Raw genomic sequence first — 14824 nt, forward strand, 5'->3', positions numbered from 1 at the left:
GCCGACCTCACAGAAGTCGGTGCTCACGCAGCGGTTGCCGTTCTGGAAACCGTTGTGCGGCTCGAGCCGGCTCTCGTCGCAGTCGTTGGCGAGCACGCCGAGCCCGGCGCCGGGCTCGGTGCCACCGCCGTTGTTCCCGCCACCGTTGTTCCCGCCACCGTTGTTGCCACCGCCGGGGGTGGTGGTGGGAGTGGTGCCGCCGCCGTTGTTGCCGCCCGTTCCGCCGGTGGGCTGCACCTGGCACTCGGCGAGCTGCGCGAGGCCCTGCGGCCGGGGTCCGGCCCGGTCGATGGCGGTCGTGATCCGGTCCAGCACGGCGCGGCGCTTGCCGGCCAACGGCTGGAGGATCGCGTTGCGGATGAACGCCTCACCCTTGTTGCCCTCGGCGGCGAGCCGGCGGTCCGCCTCGGCGATCTGGGTCTGCAACTGGGCGAGGTTGCGGTCCACCTCGGCCCGAGCCCGGTCTGGCACCTGCGGCAGCTTGCTCGCCACGTCCGGACAGGCGATGGCCGTGCCGGTGCCCACGGTGCCGTCCTTGCCGTCCTCGCACTCGGGGACCGACTGCTGTCCGTCACCCCAGTGATTACGCACCCACCGACCGTTCTGCCAAGTTCGGCTGGTCGAGCCGCCACCGGTCGGCGCGGTCGCGCCCGGGCTCGGCTCCACGCACTGCCCGGAAGCCGGACGCGGCTTATTTGTCCGCCGGTCCTGGGCCGACGAAATCTGAGTCACGGCGACAACTCCGCCGAAGACCGCGAGCGTGCCGACAACTGCCAGCAGACGCTTGCTCCGCGCGTTGCCGGAAGGCCGGCGCGCCCGAGTGGACCTGCGCATCGAATTGCTCTCCTTCTCGATCCGGTAGTGGATTTCTGCCCTCGGCGGACCGACGGATGTGAGGTGGCACGCCGCGGTGGCGACCCACCGTGACCTACCCGGTAATGCGTCGATGGCCGACGATGCCCTTTCCGCACCGTCTCCCGCGCCCGGTGGACGCGGATGGGGAGATCCTGTTCATTCGCGCAGGAGTACGGGGCGGCGGCCGGGAAGGTTCAACAGACGCACAGGAAATTGCCGCGACCCGACACGGAGCCGGTGCGGAGCAGGGATCAGCAGGTGAAACGGGCGCTGGTCAGTCGGCGCAGAGGTGGTCGAAGGCGAACCCGCCGACCAGTTCGTGGCGGCGCTGGCTCAGCGCGGCGATCTGCGCGGTCCACTCGGCGCGCGACAGCAGGTCGGCGACGGCGTTCTCGCGCAGTCGTTCCCCCACGGCGACGGCGGCGAGATCCTCGGCCAGCCGGGCCGCGTCGATGCCGCAGGAGAAACGGTGTTCGGTCACCGAGACCTGCTCGATGAGGCACGCGTCGGGGCGTACCTGCACCCAACTCCACCCCTGTGCCGGCCCGTTTACCCAGCGGACGTGCAGTCCTCGCACGATCGGGTCGGCCACCTGCCCGGCCACGTACGCCTCGACCGCTGCCACACGGGTCAGCGCGCCGAGGTCGTTCACCGGCCCGGTACGCCCGTCCGGCAGCCGGCCCAGGATGTCCCGGAAGCCCACCGGCGCCGGTTCGGTCCCGGCGGCGGTGGCCCCGCCCTCGGCGTACGCGCGCGCGTCGATCACGTACTCGACCAGGCGGCGGCCATGCTCGGCGGCGCTCAACGTGGGCGACCCGATCCGCAGAGTGGGCAGGCCGGCGGCCGCGCCCACCGCGTCCGTGAGGCGCTCCACGCGCTGCTGCGCCGAGCCGGGAGGCGGAACGGGGCCGATCTGTACGGCGACGACCGGACGGCCGGTGTCGGCGGCGTAGACCACGAAGTCGAAGCTGGCGCGGCTCGCCGAGGTCCACTGACTGCCGGTGACGCCGGGCGGGCGGCCCTGGAGCAGGTCAGTGAGCCGGCGTGCCGCCAGGACCCGATGGCCGGCGCGGCTGAGCAGCGCGTCGCGCCCCGCCTCGGCGGGCATCGCCCGCAGCCAACCGCGGTCGTCGCTCCCGATGCTCGTCATCTGCCTGATCCATCCGCCGGTCGGTCGAGCCGGGCCGAGTCTAGGTGGTCGATCATGGGCCATCGACTTCTCCTGTGACGTGTATCACAGCAGCGTTGACGTTCCAGGGGTGGCCGCCGGGTGTATCCAGCGACCGCCGGTACCGGACCGGCCCGGAGGTGAGCATGTCGCGACAGCAGTTCGGCTTCCTCGCCGGGTTCCTCGCCGTGGCGGTCTGGGCGCTCGCCGGCGTCGGCGTGGCCGCCCTCGCCGTGCTCGCCGGTCTGCTCGGCTGGCTGGTCGTCCGGGTGCTCGACGGCGACCTCGCGATGACCGGTCTCGGCGATCGCCGCGCCGACACTCGGCGGCGGCGATGACCACCCGCCCGTCCGCGGGGACGAACCCCAGCACCGGACTGGCCGCCGGGACGGCCGGTCCGGAACGCCGCCCTGGCGACACGGCGGACGTCGCGCGGATCGCGGTGCAGGCGGCCAGCCTCGTGCCGGGCGTGTCCGTCGTCCGCCCGGCGGCGGTCCGTCTGGATGACCGGTCCGTCGGACTCGACCTGCACCTGATCACCTGGTACGGGCACAGTGTGCCGACTATCGCCGAGACGGTCCGGGCGGTGGTCACCGACCGGGTGGCCGCCCAGACCGGGCTCCGCGTGGCGGTGGTGACGGTCACCGTTGACGACCTGCTCGTCCCCGGCGTCGACTCCTCCGGCGTCGGCACCGCCACTCCGGAGGACGGCTGAGATGCGCACCGCCAACCGGGTCGCCTCGTTGCTGCTGGCCACCGTGCTGCTTCTCGGTGGCGCGGCGGCGGCCGTCCAGGCGTTGCTGCTCACCCTGCACCGACCGACACCGCTCGACACCAGCGGCTGGCTCGACGCGCTGAGCGGCACCCGGTGGCGCGACCCCACCGTCCGGGCCGTGGCCGGCGGGGCTCTCCTGCTGGGCCTGGCCATCCTCGTCGCCCAACTGCGCCGCTGGACACCGGCCCGCCTGCGCGCCGACGAGCACGACGGCTGGTACCTGCACCGGCGCTGCGTGGAACGGCGGCTCGCTGACGCCGCCAGCGCGGTGCCGGGCGTCCGCCGCGCCCGCGTTCGGGTCCGACGGCGCGGCGGTCAGTGGCGCCCCCGGGTCCGCGCGACCGGCGACCCGGCGGCCCGGGCGGAGATCGAGTTCGCCGTGCGCCAGGAGTTGCGTCACCTCACCGCACCGCGCCCGGCCCGGATCGACGTCCGGCTGCTGCCCCGGCGACGGCCGGCGTGACCAACGCCGGGCACCGGCTGCTGTGGACCATCATCGCGCTGCTGCTGGTCGCGGGCGGCGCGGCGGCGCTGACGGCCAGCCTCGGCACGTTGCCCGGCGCCGACCCGGCGGCGGCGCTGCTCAGCGCCGAGCTGGTCGAGCGGTTGCGGAGGGCCGCGCCGTGGAGCGGCCTGGCCGCGGCCGCCGCCGCAGCCCTGCTCGCACTGGCCGGGCAGCGCCTGCTGACCCGGGAGCTGCGGGGCCCGGACGGCACGTTGCGCGGCACCCTGAGCCACCCCGGACGCCGGCCGGGCCGGACCCGGCTGGCCACCGGCGTCCTCACCGACGCGCTGGTACGAGACCTGACCGGCAACCCCGGCGTACGCCGGGCCCGGGTGGTGCTCACCGGCGCGCCACCGCACCCCGACGTGTGGATCCGGGTGGACCTCACCGCCGACGCGCCGACCGCCGGCGTACGCGAACACGTTCGCGCGGCGGTCCGCCGATTCGCGGCAACGACCGACTGCCAGCCCGCGCACCTCGACGTGACCGCCCGCATCGAGCCCGGCCACCCCTGACCCGACGTCGGCACGAGGGGGCATGATCGGTGTCGGCGGCGAACGGAGGTACGCGGGTGCGGGTGGTGTCGCTGGTGCCGTCCCTGACCGAGGCGGTGGCGCTGACCCTGCCGGGAGCACTGGTCGGGGCCACCGACTGGTGCAGCCACCCGGCCGGGCTCGACGTGGCCCGGGTCGGTGGCAGCAAGTACCCCGATCTGGACCGGGTGCGTGCGCTGCGGCCGGACCTGGTGCTGCTCAACGTCGAGGAGAACCGCCGCGCCGACGCGGAGGCGCTGCGGGCGGCCGGCGTGCCGGTGCGGGTCACCTATCCACGGACCGTTCCCGGCGCGTTGACGGAGCTGGGCGACCTGCTGACCGAACTGGGTGCGCCGACGGAGCCGGACTGGCTGCGGGCCGCCCGGCGGGCGTGGGCCACTCCACCCCCGCTGACGGCGACCCGCAGCGCTGTGGTGCCGGTCTGGCGTCGACCGTGGGTGGTGCTCGGCGGCGACACGTTCGCCGGTGACGTGCTGCGTCGACTCGGCGTGTCGAACACCTACGAGGAGCACCCCGAGCGCTATCCCCGCCCGACCCTCACCGAGCTACGCGAGCGGGAGCCCGACCTGGTGGTGCTGCCCGACGAGCCGTACCGGTTCACCGCCGACGACGGGCCCGAGGCGTTCCCCGGCGTACCGTGCGCTCTGCTCTCCGGGCGGCACCTCACCTGGTACGGCCCGTCCCTGGCCGAGGCGCCCGCGCTGCTCGCCGACCAGCTGTCCCGGCCGGTGCTGGCCGGCTGACCTCCGCCGCCACCCGGCGGTCGGGGCACTACCCGTCGGCTCAGCCAGCGTCCCGGCGGCTCAGCCCTCGGTTCGGCGGGTCAAGCGTCGGTTCGGCGGCGGGCGGCCAGGGTGCTGGCGCCGATGGAAACCGCCAGGGTCAGCAGCACCACGGCGAGGGTCAACCAGACCGGCAGCTTGCCCACCGGCGTCTCGGCGAGGATCAGCTTCAGCCCGGCGAAGGCCAGTAGCAGCGCCAACCCGTATCGCAGGTAGCCGAAGTGCCGCAGCAGGCCGGCGAGGCAGAAGTAGAGGCTGCGCAGCCCCAGTACGGCGAACGCGGTGGCCGTCCAGACCAGGAAGGTGTTCGTGGTGATGGCAAGGATCGCCGCCACCGAGTCGATGGCGAAGACCACGTCGGTGGCCTCGATGGCGACGAGCGCGACCAGCAGCAACGTGGCCACCCGTCGGCCGGCCACCCGGGCGGTGAACCGGTCGCCGTGGTAGCGGGCGTCGGTGGGCACCAGCCGCCGGAACAGCCGGACCACGACGTTGCGTTCCGGGTTGACGTCCGGCTTCCCGCGTACGGCCAGCCGCCAGCCGGTCCAGATCAGGAACGCACCCAGCACGAACCCGGCCCAGGCGAGCCGGTCCAGCAACTCGGCACCGGCGAGGATGAACAGCAGCCGGAAGACGAGCGCCCCCACGACACCCCAGAACAGCACCTTGTGCTGGTAGCCCGACGGCACCTGGAAGTAGCCGAAGAGCAGCGCGAAGACGAACACGTTGTCCACCGAGAGCGCCTTCTCCAGCAGGTAGCCGGAGAAGTACGCGATGGCCGGGTCGCCCCCGAGGCCCCACCAGACGACCAACCCGAACAGCAGACCCGCGCCGATCCAGACGGCGCTCCACAGCAACGCCTCGCGGAGCTCGATGACGTGGTTGTCCCGGTGCAGGAACACATCCACGGCGAGCAGCACCGCGATCACCGTGCCGACCGCCGCCCAGGCCCACAGCGGGACCGCGACCGTCGCCTCAGCCACCGACGCCCTCCGCATCGACCACCGCGCACCGCCCGTCGACCAGGCCGGCCAGCCCTTTTCGAGCCTAGGTGAACGCCCGACCCGGCATCGGGCGGTCGAACGAAGTCGGGTCGGGCCCATACGATGATCTGGCAGCTAGCAGTGCGGGCGGCGGCTGAGGCTCCGGGCGGGCGGGTAGCCGCCCTCAGGCGACCGGCATCACCTGGCCGGGGTCGGTGACCGTGTCGTCGGCGTCGTAGGCGATCGCGTTTGCCACCCGCACCACGCCACTGACCTGCGCCGCGAGCCGACCGGCGAGGTCGACGGCGGAGCGGCGGTCCAGCCGACCGGCAAGCGTCACGTCACCGTGGCGGACCTCGACCGTGACCAGTCCGTCCCGCACGGCGAGCACCCGGCGAAGCACCTCCTGCACCACGTCCTCACGAATCTCGGCGTCCGACCGCAGGTGCACCCGCAGCAGGTCGGCACGACCGACGATGCCGATCAACCGGCCGAGGTCGTCCACCACGGGCAGCCGCTTGACCTGCTCGCGGTCCATCACTCGGGCAGCGGCGGACAGCGGCGCCTCCGGATCGGTGGTGACCGCCGGCGCGGTCATCAGGTCGCCGGCCAGCAGGGCCGCACCCTTGCTCCGCGCGCCACGCCGACGGCGGCTCTCGAAGACCCGTCGCAGCGCCGGCTCACCGGCGCGTTCGACCCGGTGCAGCAGATCGGCCTCGGACACCACCCCCAGCACTCGGCGGAAATCGTCGATCACCGGCACCGCGCTGACCCCGCGGCGCAACAGCACATCGACGATCTCCCGGTACGGGGTCTCGGCCACCACGGTCTCGACCTCCCGGGTCATCACGTCACCCACCTGCCAGGTCCTCATCACGGCCTCCCTCTCGTGGTCCATCTCGGACGCTACGACCGAGCGCCGACGGTCGTCAGGGCCGCCGGACCGGACCGGAGGGGTCGAACGTCCCGAGCGGTTGCGGTCTGTCGGCCCTGCCGCCGGGAACGCCGGGAGCGTCCACTGGAGATGCCACCGGGAAGCGCGGTGCGAAGCTGAGAAAGGACGTGGAGACCATGATCGCGACGACCGAGCGGGTCACCGCCGAGAACACCGCTGCGAAGGCCGGCACCACTCACGAGCGGGCCGTCCGGTACATCCTGGCCGGCACCCGGCTGGCACTGGGCTGGATCTTCCTCTGGGCCTTCATCGACAAGGTGTTCGGTTTCGGGATGGCCACCGAGTCGAAGAACGCCTGGATCAACGGGGGTAGCCCCACCAAGGGATTCCTGACCTTCGGCGTGACCGGCCCGTTCAAGGATCTCTACACCGGGATCGCCGGTGCCGCCTGGGCGGACTGGCTCTTCATGATCGGCCTGGCCGGGATCGGTGTCGCGCTGCTGCTCGGCATCGGCATGCGGGTCGCCGCCGTGGCCGGTGGGCTGCTGCTGGTCATGATGTGGACCGCCGTCCTGCCTCCGGAGAACAACCCCTTCATGGACGACCACTTGATCTACGCGGCGGTGCTGGCGGTCCTGGCGCTGGTCAACGCGGGCGACACCTGGGGCCTGGGCCGGGTGTGGGCGACGCTGCCGATCGTCCAGCGGACACCCTGGCTGCGGTGAACTCCGCACACCCCCCTCAGCGGGCGTCACCCGCATCGGTGACGCCCGCCACGGCGTCGTTCCACCGGCCGGGCCCGCAGCGCCACCGGGACGCCGGTGCTCGACCGACGGACGGGGGCTGCGGAGCAGGTTGCGGGTCCGCCGCACATCGGTGAGGGGTGATCCGGCAGGATCGACGGTGACCGGACACATCACCCAACACGGCAGGAGATCCCCGCATGACCCAGGCAGCAGGCGCCCAGTCGGGCAAGCCCGAGGTTGGTCCGATCGAGGGTGCACCGCCGGCCGACCTCGTGATCGAGGACATCACCGTTGGCGACGGCCCGCAGGCCGAGCCGGGCCAACTGGTCAGCGTGCACTACGTTGGCGTGTCGCACTCCACGGGCGGCGAGTTCGACTCGTCCTGGAACCGGGGCGAGGCGTTCGACTTTCCGCTCGGCGGCGGTCAGGTCATCGCCGGCTGGGACCAGGGCGTCGCCGGCATGCGCGTCGGCGGTCGCCGCCGTCTGACCATTCCGCCGCACCTGGGGTACGGCGACCGGGGTGCCGGCGGCGTCATCAAGCCGGGCGAGACGCTGGTCTTCGTCGTCGACCTGCTCGGCGTGAGCTGACCGATTGTCGGGGTCGCCGGTACGCGCCGGCGGCCCCGTGCCCGGCTGAGACGGTGACGGGCAACCTCGTCGATCGAGATCAGGCGGCCAGTTGCAGGTCCGTGGTGGCGATCACCGGGCGACGCGCGGCCTCGATCGGCGAGGTCAGCTCCAGAATCGGCATCACGCGGTGCAGCCCGCTGACGCGCAGCACCCGCGCCACCACCGGGCTCGGGTCGACCAGGACCAGCTCGCCACCGCAGGCCCGCACGCGCAGATGCGCCGCGAGCAGCGTGCGAACGCCGGTGGCGGAGAGCAGCCGCAGCCCGGACAGGTCCAGTTGAAGGACCGGCCGGGGCGGCGCGGACCACAGCGCGGACCGGAACGCGGCCACGGTGGCGATGTCGATCTCGCCGGCCACCCGCACGAGGACCATCTGGTCACCCACGCTGACCTGCACGTCCAGCCGGTCGCTGTGCTCTTCCATGCCCAGAAATCTAGCCCCCACCACCGACACTTTCGCCCCTGTGCGGAGTGATTCCGGGTACGCCCAGGGGCATACCCCGAGGTACCCCACCTCCTCCTCGGGGTGGAGTCAGGGGCCTCCCGCGGCGCGCCGCGCGGGCTCGGAACCCGGGGGGCCGGCCGGCATCCGGGTGGAGAATAGGTCGATGCTGATCCCCCGACCCCGGCCGCCCCGGCTGATCCGCCCCGTCCGCGAGCCGGCGACCAGCCCTCCGGCGCTGGCCGGGGCATGGGCCCCCATCGACCGTCGGCTGGACGAGGCCGAGTTGCTCCCCCTCCCCGCGGGCGCCGTCGGCCCCGAGGACGTGCTGGTCGACGGCGCCGGGCGGGTGATCAGTGGCGACGAGGACGGTCGGCTCTGGTGGTGGCCGGTCGACGCGCGGGCCGGCACCACACCCCACCTGCTGGCCGAGACCGGGGGCCGTCCGCTCGGCATCGAGCTGGACCCGTCCGGTGAGGCCCTGGTGGTCTGCGACGCGTACCGCGGGTTGCTGCGGGTCACCCCGGACGGCGCGGTACGCGAACTGACCGGAACGGCACCCCCGGTGCACCTGGCCAACAACGCGACGGTGGGCCGTGACGGCACCGTCTTCTTCACCGACAGCTCCGACCGGTTTCCGGTCTCGCACTGGAAGCGGGACCTGCTGGAGCACCGTCCCAACGGGCGGGTGCTGGCCCACCATCCGGGCACCGGCCGCACCGAGGTGGTGACCGATGGGCTGTACTTTCCCAACGGGATCGCGCTGACCCCGGACGAGTCGGCGCTGATGCTGGTGGAGACCAGCACCCACCGTCTGCTGCGGGTCGAGCTCGGCGGCGGTGTGCGGGTCCTCGCCGACCTGCCCGCGTACCCGGACAATCTCGCCTCGGTGGGTGATGGGACGTACTGGATCGCGCTGCCCAGCCCCCGGGTGCCGATCGCCGAACGGCTGCTGCCCCATCCGCGCCTGCGCCAGATCGCCGCCCTGCTGCCCGACGCGATGCAGCCGCAGCCACGCCGCTACGGGCTGGTCGCGCTGGTCGACGACGCGGGAACGGTCCGCCGGACGCTGCACGGTCCGAACGGGCACTACTCGATGATCACCGGCGTACGCCAACACGGCGACCACCTCTGGCTGGGCAGCCTGACCGGTCCCGGAGTGGCCCGCGTACCCCTAACCTGACCCTGCCCTGCACCCCACCACCGCGCCGACCTTGCGTTTCCTGTCGCCGGGTTGCGTGAAATGCCCCTTATGCCGGCGCGGTAAGTGCAAGATCGACGCGGTGGGTGTCCCGTCCCGTCGCCCGGCTACGGGCGACGGGACTACCGTCGTCGTGCGGACCGGCCCCGTTCTTCCGCTCAGCGGCCGCTGACGGAGGGTGCCGGTGCGGGCGATCCGCCGGCCACCGCGCCCGGGTGCGCCGGGGCGACCGGCGCGGGCTTGAGCCCGGGCGGCACCGGCAGGGCGCTGCCCTTGGCGAACTCGTCCCAGCTCACGTTCCACGCGGTCCAGCCGTTGCCCGGCTGTAGCTCCACCTCGGTGCCCTTGACGGTGACCAGGTCACCGACCTGCGTCACCCCCATCAGCCAGTCGGCCGCGGTGGCGGATACGTTCGCGCAACCGTGCGAGACGTTGGTGTTGCCCTGGTCCCCCTCCGACCAGGGCGCGGAGTGGATGAACTCGCCGCCCCAGGTGTAGCGCTGGGCGTCGTCGACGTCGACCACGTAGCCACCGTTCGGCTCACCCCGGGTGTCGAAGGTGACCCGCTCGTGCTTTTCCATGATCACCATCTTGCCGCTGGAACTCGGCGTGCTCGGCTTACCCAGGCTCACCGGGATCCGGCGTACCTGCTTGCCGTCGCGCAGGACGGTCATCTGCTTGGTGGCGTTGTCGATCTCCAGCGAGACCTGCCGTCCGATCTTGGAGGTCGCGGTCCGCTCGGCGTCGCCGACCAACTTCTTTCCGATCGGCAGACCCTCCAGACCGGCCCGCACACTGATGGTGGTCCCGGGCTTCCAGAAATCGGGGGCCCGGTAATAGACCTGGCTTCCATCTTCAAGCCACGACCAGGCACCCGGTTGCGGCGGATTCGTCTTTACGAACAACCGCCGCTGGACATCCGCCCTGGCCTCTTTCGGAATTCCTGGGTCGAAGGCAACCGTTACCGGCATCGCCGTGCCGTACGTCCGATTGCCGTTGAAATAGAGGGTGCTGGTGATCTGCGGCTTGGTCGACTTGGCCATCGTCGTGAACGTGGTGGTGCGGGTGGTGGTGGCACCGGAGTCACCGGTCGCGGTCACCTCCGCGGTGTAGGTCCGTCGTGGTTGCAGCGGGGCGCTCGGCACCCAGCCGGACCCGTCCTCGCGCGGTTCGGCGTTGACCTGCTTGCCCTTGTCGTCAGTGAGCCGTACGCCGGTGACCCGTCCACCCTTGACCACGGTGCCCACCTCGGCGCTGACCGGGACGTCCCGGGCCTTGTCCCCCGGCGTCACGGCGAGTTCCGGTGGGGCGGCGTGCTTCTTGGCCGAGCCGGTCGCCGAACCCCGGTCGACGGTGCACGCACCCAGGACGAGTGGTGCCGCTGCGATGGTTACCGCCAACAGCGTCAATCGCCGCCTAGACGTCATGTTTCAGTCCCCCCGTTTTTCGACTTCCCTCCTCCGCATTCTTGCCCGCTTGACGGGACCATTCGCGGCATTCGGAAATAATTGGCCGCGCATTTATCGACCCATTTTCCAACAATGCTCCGCTTGGCCCAGACAGGGGTTCAACCGACCCGTGTCATGCGCTTTGCTCCGCTTGAGCGACGCAACGTCGACTGTCCGAATGGCGAGCGGAGGCGGCGGCACCGTCGACCCGGCTCATGATCGACTCGGCTTCAAGGAAGTTGGGGCATCCTGGCCGTCCTGACACCGCGACTTCCAGGAACCCCACGGGAAGTAGAAGCTCAGGCCCGGTGGCGCACCTCGTGGGCGGACTTTTGTCAGTTGAAGCGAAACTTCCGGCGAACGCGACAAAGCTTTGCCTTCGTCCGGAGGCAAGGGTAAGGTCTGGATCTAGATAGAGGGTTGCCCATTCGTCGATCAACTTGCCGCCACCTCTGCCGGGTCGCCGCGTTCCGCTCCCGATGGGTCCGGGCCGCACCCGCGCCGTCCCTCACCGTCCAGCCGGAGCCCGCCTCCGGCCGGTTCGGCGCGCCCGGCGGACGGCAGTCAGGTCGACCGCCGCCGACGGCGTCCCAGCCGTCAGGAAGGGACCACCACCATGGATCAACAACTCAACCGACCGGGGCCGGCACCGGTGTCCGAGCCGGTCAGCCGGCGGGGAGTGCTGCGCGCCGCGACTGTCTCCGCGGCCGCTGTCGGCGCCGCCGGTCTGCTCGGCGGCCCAGCCGTCGCCGCGCCCGCCGCGACCACCGGGCAGGCCCAGGGCCGCCGCCGGGTGCCGGTGGGCCGGATCAGCATTCAGCTCTACACGCTGCGTGACCAGCTCGCCGCCGACCTGCCCGGCACCTTGGACGCGCTGCGTCGGATCGGCTACCGGCGAGTGGAGCACGCCGGTTTCGTTGGACGCACCGCCGCACAGTTCCGGGCCGCGCTCGACGAGGCCGGGCTGCGTTCCACCTCCGGTCACGTCGGCATCCCGCAGCCGTTCGACGCGGCCACCTGGGAGCAGGCTCTCGCCGACGCCAACGTGGTGGGCTGCAAGAAGATCGTCCATCCGTACTTCGGTCGGGACGCGAGCGGTCAGCCGATCCGCGACCCCGCCGTCTACCGGGCCCTGGCTCGGGACCTGAACCGCGCCGGTCGGCTCGCCGAACGCGCGGGGCTGGACTTCGGCTACCACAACCACCAGCTCGAGTTCGTGCCGTTGACCGGCGGCTCGACCGGGTTCGACATCCTCAGCTCGCAGACCGATTCCCGGCTGGTGCACTTCGAGCTGGACCTCTACTGGACCTGGCGGGGCGCCCACGACCCGGTCGACGTGATCCGTGCCAACCGCGGCCGGATCCGCCAGGTGCACGTCAAGGACCTCGACGTCGAGGGTGGTTTCGCCGACCTCGGCGACGGCCTCATCGATTTCGGCCGCATCTTCGCCCACGAGCGGGAAGCCGGCATCGAGGAGTACATCGTGGAGCGCGACGACGCGGGCACCGCGCCGCGCTCCCCCGCCGACGCACTGGACACCGCTCGCGTCGGCTTCGACTTTCTCGCTTCACTTCGGTACTGAAACCACCCCGGGGGACTCACCTGATGAACAGGACCGCATTCGCGTCCGCCCTGCTGTTGGTGACGGCCGGTCTGGCCGTACCACCGTCGGCAGCGTCCGCAGCGCCAGCCGCGCCGCCGGACAGCAGCTTCCAGAAAGTGACACTGAACGACTTCCCGGGCGAGCCGATGAGCCTCGCCGTCCTGCCCGACCTGCGGGTGCTGCACACCTCCCGTACCGGTGAGGTCCGCATCCACGACCCGCGCACCGGGCTGAACACCATCGCCGCCGACATTCCGGTGTACGAGCACGACGAGGAGGGGTTGCAGGGCGTCGCCATCGACCCGAACTTCGCCCAGAACAAGTGGGTGTACCTCTACTACTCGCCGCCGATGGACACGCCGGTGGACGACCCGGCGACTCCCGGCGTCAACGAGGGCGACGCGCCGGAGACCGGCACCGAGGCGGACTGGCAGCGCTTCAAGGGCGCGCTGCGGCTGTCCCGGTTCAAGCTGGACGGGCAGAAGCTGAACCTCGCCAGCGAGCAGCAGATCATCGACGTGCCCACCGACCGGGGCATCTGCTGCCACGTCGGCGGCCAGATCGACTTCGACAGCAAGGGCAACCTGTACCTGTCGACGGGTGACGACACCAACCCGTTCGCCTCCGACGGCTACATCCCGATCGACGAGCGGGCCGACCGCAACCCGGCGTACGACGCTCAGCGCACCTCGGCCAACACCAACGACCTGCGCGGCAAGCTGCTGCGCATCAAGGTCAAGGCCGGTGGTGGTTACACGGTGCCGGCCGGCAACCTGTTCAAGGCCGGCACGGCGCAGACCCGCCCTGAGATCTACGCGATGGGGCTACGCAACGCGTTCCGGTTCTCCGTCGACAAGCGGACCGACGACGTGTACGTGGGCGACTACTCCCCGGACGCGTCCAACCCGAACCCGGAGCGCGGGCCGGCCGGGCACGGCCGGTGGATGCGCGTCGACAAGCCGGCGAACTACGGCTGGCCGTACTGCGTGACGCCGACGATCGCCTACAACGACTACGACTTCGCCACCGGTGAGTCCGGCGCCAAATTCAACTGCAAGCGCCCGGTCAACGACTCACCGCACAACACCGGCAAGCGCGTGCTGCCGCCGGTCGAGCAGCCGGAGGTCTGGTACGCGGCCGCACCCTCGGCCGAGTTCCCGCAGCTGGGCTCCGGCGGCATCTCTCCGATGGGTGGCCCCGCGTACGAGTACGACGGGACCAGCACGTCGCGCACCCGCTGGCCGGCCTACTACGACGGGGTGCCGCTGTTCTACGAGTGGTCCCGCGACTACATCAAGGAGTTCCGCCTCGACGAGGACGGCGATGTCGACGACATCCGTCCGGTGGCGCCGTCGCTGGTAGTGGACAACCCGATGGACATGGAGTTCGGCCCGGACGGCGCGCTCTACGTCCTGGAGTACGGCGACGGTTACTTCGCTGAGAACCCGGACGCGCAGCTGTCCCGGATCGACTTCGTGCGGGGCAACCGGACGCCGATCCCGAAGATCAGTGGCACCCCGACCGTTGGGCAGGCCCCGCTGACCGTCGCGTTCTCCAGCGCCGGCACGACCGACCCGGACGGTGACAAGCTCAGCTACGCGTGGGACTTCAACGCGGACGGCTCGGTGGACAGCACCGCTCCGAACGCGAGCTGGACGTTCCCGGAGAACGGCTCGTACACGCCGACGTTGAAGGTCACCGACCGCACCGGACGGTCCGCCTCGGCGTCCCTGCCGCTGGTGGTCGGGCCGACCGCGCCGGTCATCGAGTTCGTCGCCCCGGAGGCCGGGCAGCCGTTCCAGTTCGGGCAGACCGTCGCGTACGAGGTGAAGGTCACCGACGACCTGCCGGTGGACTGCTCCCGGGTAAAGGTCACCTACGTGCTCGGGCACGATGAGCACGGGCACCCGCTGTCCACCTCGACGGGTTGCTCCGGAAGCATCCCCACCTTCCTCGACGGTGGGCACAGCGGCGCGGACAACCTGACCGCGGTGTTCGTCGCGGAGTACACCGACGCCCCGACCGACCCGGGCGTACCCCCGCAGTCCGCTTCGGCGACCGTGGTGCTGGACCCGACCCCGGTTGCCGGTCTGGCCGGCTGATCGGTTTCACCACGACAGTGGCGGGGGGCCGGTGCCTACGGCCGCCCCCCCCCCGAGGTCAGGGTACGGGTCGCGCCCGGGCCAACCCCCAGGCGGCCCGACGGCGGGCCCCGGCCGGGGAGCGACCGACGCT

Annotated in this window: 15 protein-coding genes and 1 pseudogene; 10 read left to right on the plus strand and 6 right to left on the minus strand. The window is 71.7% G+C overall.

The genetic code is table 11. From position 1 onward, the window contains the following. A pseudogene (locus AB0B48_RS25860) lies at positions 1-834 on the minus strand (hypothetical protein); the annotation flags it as partial. Between the two features lie 295 nt (positions 835-1129). Next, positions 1130-2005 carry a hypothetical protein gene (locus AB0B48_RS25865; RefSeq protein ID WP_357206036.1) on the minus strand — a complete coding sequence of 292 codons (876 nt, stop codon included), beginning with the start codon at positions 2003-2005 and terminating at the stop codon, positions 1130-1132. Between the two features lie 164 nt (positions 2006-2169). On the opposite strand from AB0B48_RS25865, the gene AB0B48_RS25870 reads away from it, so the two are divergent. The 5 genes from AB0B48_RS25870 to AB0B48_RS25890 are packed head-to-tail and all read left to right on the plus strand — an operon-like array spanning position 2170 to position 4600. Continuing rightward, positions 2170-2361, plus strand: a complete 192-nt coding sequence (locus AB0B48_RS25870; RefSeq protein ID WP_357206039.1) for a hypothetical protein — start codon at positions 2170-2172, stop codon at positions 2359-2361. After that, positions 2358-2738, plus strand: a complete 381-nt coding sequence (locus tag AB0B48_RS25875) for an Asp23/Gls24 family envelope stress response protein (RefSeq protein WP_357206042.1) — start codon at positions 2358-2360, stop codon at positions 2736-2738. The genes AB0B48_RS25870 and AB0B48_RS25875 overlap by 4 nt, the downstream gene beginning before the upstream one ends. A gap of 1 nt (position 2739) precedes the next feature. Further along, entirely contained in the window at positions 2740-3261 is a 522-nt protein-coding gene (locus AB0B48_RS25880; protein WP_357206045.1) for a DUF6286 domain-containing protein, read from the plus strand. Then, positions 3258-3818 (plus strand): hypothetical protein, encoded by a 561-nt coding sequence (locus AB0B48_RS25885; RefSeq protein ID WP_357206048.1) that lies wholly within the window; start codon positions 3258-3260, stop codon positions 3816-3818. The genes AB0B48_RS25880 and AB0B48_RS25885 overlap by 4 nt, the downstream gene beginning before the upstream one ends. A gap of 56 nt (positions 3819-3874) precedes the next feature. Further along, positions 3875-4600, plus strand: coding sequence for a helical backbone metal receptor (locus AB0B48_RS25890; protein WP_357206051.1), 726 nt, complete (start codon positions 3875-3877; stop codon positions 4598-4600). An 80-nt stretch (positions 4601-4680) separates the two neighbouring features. On the opposite strand, the gene AB0B48_RS25895 is transcribed toward AB0B48_RS25890, so the two are convergent. Next, positions 4681-5622, minus strand: coding sequence for a TerC/Alx family metal homeostasis membrane protein (locus tag AB0B48_RS25895; protein ID WP_357206053.1), 942 nt, complete (start codon positions 5620-5622; stop codon positions 4681-4683). A gap of 184 nt (positions 5623-5806) precedes the next feature. After that, a complete protein-coding gene (locus tag AB0B48_RS25900) occupies positions 5807-6496 on the minus strand; it encodes a CBS domain-containing protein (RefSeq protein WP_357206055.1) in 690 nt (229 codons plus the stop codon). A gap of 188 nt (positions 6497-6684) precedes the next feature. Here AB0B48_RS25900 and AB0B48_RS25905 point away from each other — a divergent pair, with 188 nt between their 5' ends. Together AB0B48_RS25905 and AB0B48_RS25910 are read left to right on the plus strand one after the other, a co-directional pair. Next, positions 6685-7242, plus strand: coding sequence for a hypothetical protein (locus AB0B48_RS25905; RefSeq protein WP_357206058.1), 558 nt, complete (start codon positions 6685-6687; stop codon positions 7240-7242). Between the two features lie 218 nt (positions 7243-7460). Continuing rightward, positions 7461-7853, plus strand: coding sequence for an FKBP-type peptidyl-prolyl cis-trans isomerase (locus tag AB0B48_RS25910; RefSeq protein WP_238685740.1), 393 nt, complete (start codon positions 7461-7463; stop codon positions 7851-7853). Positions 7854-7932: 79 nt separating this feature from the next. Here the strand turns inward: AB0B48_RS25910 and AB0B48_RS25915 are convergent, their stop codons facing one another. Then, positions 7933-8319 (minus strand): STAS domain-containing protein, encoded by a 387-nt coding sequence (locus AB0B48_RS25915; RefSeq protein ID WP_357206061.1) that lies wholly within the window; start codon positions 8317-8319, stop codon positions 7933-7935. 184 nt (positions 8320-8503) lie between these two features. Between AB0B48_RS25915 and AB0B48_RS25920 the strand changes: the two genes are divergently transcribed. Then, positions 8504-9520: an SMP-30/gluconolactonase/LRE family protein gene (locus AB0B48_RS25920; protein WP_357206064.1), complete on the plus strand. Its 1017-nt coding sequence runs from the start codon at positions 8504-8506 to the stop codon at positions 9518-9520. Between the two features lie 176 nt (positions 9521-9696). Here AB0B48_RS25920 and AB0B48_RS25925 read toward each other — a convergent pair whose 3' ends face one another. Next, positions 9697-10965: an Ig-like domain-containing protein gene (locus AB0B48_RS25925; RefSeq protein WP_357206067.1), complete on the minus strand. Its 1269-nt coding sequence runs from the start codon at positions 10963-10965 to the stop codon at positions 9697-9699. A gap of 637 nt (positions 10966-11602) precedes the next feature. On the opposite strand from AB0B48_RS25925, the gene AB0B48_RS25930 reads away from it, so the two are divergent. Together AB0B48_RS25930 and AB0B48_RS25935 are read left to right on the plus strand one after the other, a co-directional pair. Next, positions 11603-12568: a sugar phosphate isomerase/epimerase gene (locus tag AB0B48_RS25930; RefSeq protein WP_357206070.1), complete on the plus strand. Its 966-nt coding sequence runs from the start codon at positions 11603-11605 to the stop codon at positions 12566-12568. A gap of 23 nt (positions 12569-12591) precedes the next feature. Next, entirely contained in the window at positions 12592-14691 is a 2100-nt protein-coding gene (locus tag AB0B48_RS25935) for a PQQ-dependent sugar dehydrogenase (protein ID WP_357206073.1), read from the plus strand. Positions 14692-14824: the final 133 nt, after the last annotated feature.

Origin of the sequence: Micromonospora sp. NPDC049089 (assembly GCF_040648775.1) — a bacterium.
Classification (GTDB): Bacteria; Actinomycetota; Actinomycetes; order Mycobacteriales; family Micromonosporaceae; genus Micromonospora.

Bases quoted from the DNA above. Each gene is read 5' to 3' on its own strand.
- AB0B48_RS25865 (WP_357206036.1), bottom strand. From the start codon at position 2,005: ATGACGAGCATCGGGAGCGACGACCGCGGTTGGCTGCGGGCGATGCCC.
- AB0B48_RS25870 (WP_357206039.1), top strand. From the start codon at position 2,170: ATGTCGCGACAGCAGTTCGGCTTCCTCGCCGGGTTCCTCGCCGTGGCG.
- AB0B48_RS25875 (WP_357206042.1), top strand. From the start codon at position 2,358: ATGACCACCCGCCCGTCCGCGGGGACGAACCCCAGCACCGGACTGGCC.
- AB0B48_RS25880 (WP_357206045.1), top strand. From the start codon at position 2,740: ATGCGCACCGCCAACCGGGTCGCCTCGTTGCTGCTGGCCACCGTGCTG.
- AB0B48_RS25900 (WP_357206055.1), bottom strand. From the start codon at position 6,496: ATGAGGACCTGGCAGGTGGGTGACGTGATGACCCGGGAGGTCGAGACC.
- AB0B48_RS25910 (WP_238685740.1), top strand. From the start codon at position 7,461: ATGACCCAGGCAGCAGGCGCCCAGTCGGGCAAGCCCGAGGTTGGTCCG.
- AB0B48_RS25915 (WP_357206061.1), bottom strand. From the start codon at position 8,319: ATGGAAGAGCACAGCGACCGGCTGGACGTGCAGGTCAGCGTGGGTGAC.
- AB0B48_RS25920 (WP_357206064.1), top strand. From the start codon at position 8,504: ATGCTGATCCCCCGACCCCGGCCGCCCCGGCTGATCCGCCCCGTCCGC.
- AB0B48_RS25925 (WP_357206067.1), bottom strand. From the start codon at position 10,965: ATGACGTCTAGGCGGCGATTGACGCTGTTGGCGGTAACCATCGCAGCG.
- AB0B48_RS25930 (WP_357206070.1), top strand. From the start codon at position 11,603: ATGGATCAACAACTCAACCGACCGGGGCCGGCACCGGTGTCCGAGCCG.
- AB0B48_RS25935 (WP_357206073.1), top strand. From the start codon at position 12,592: ATGAACAGGACCGCATTCGCGTCCGCCCTGCTGTTGGTGACGGCCGGT.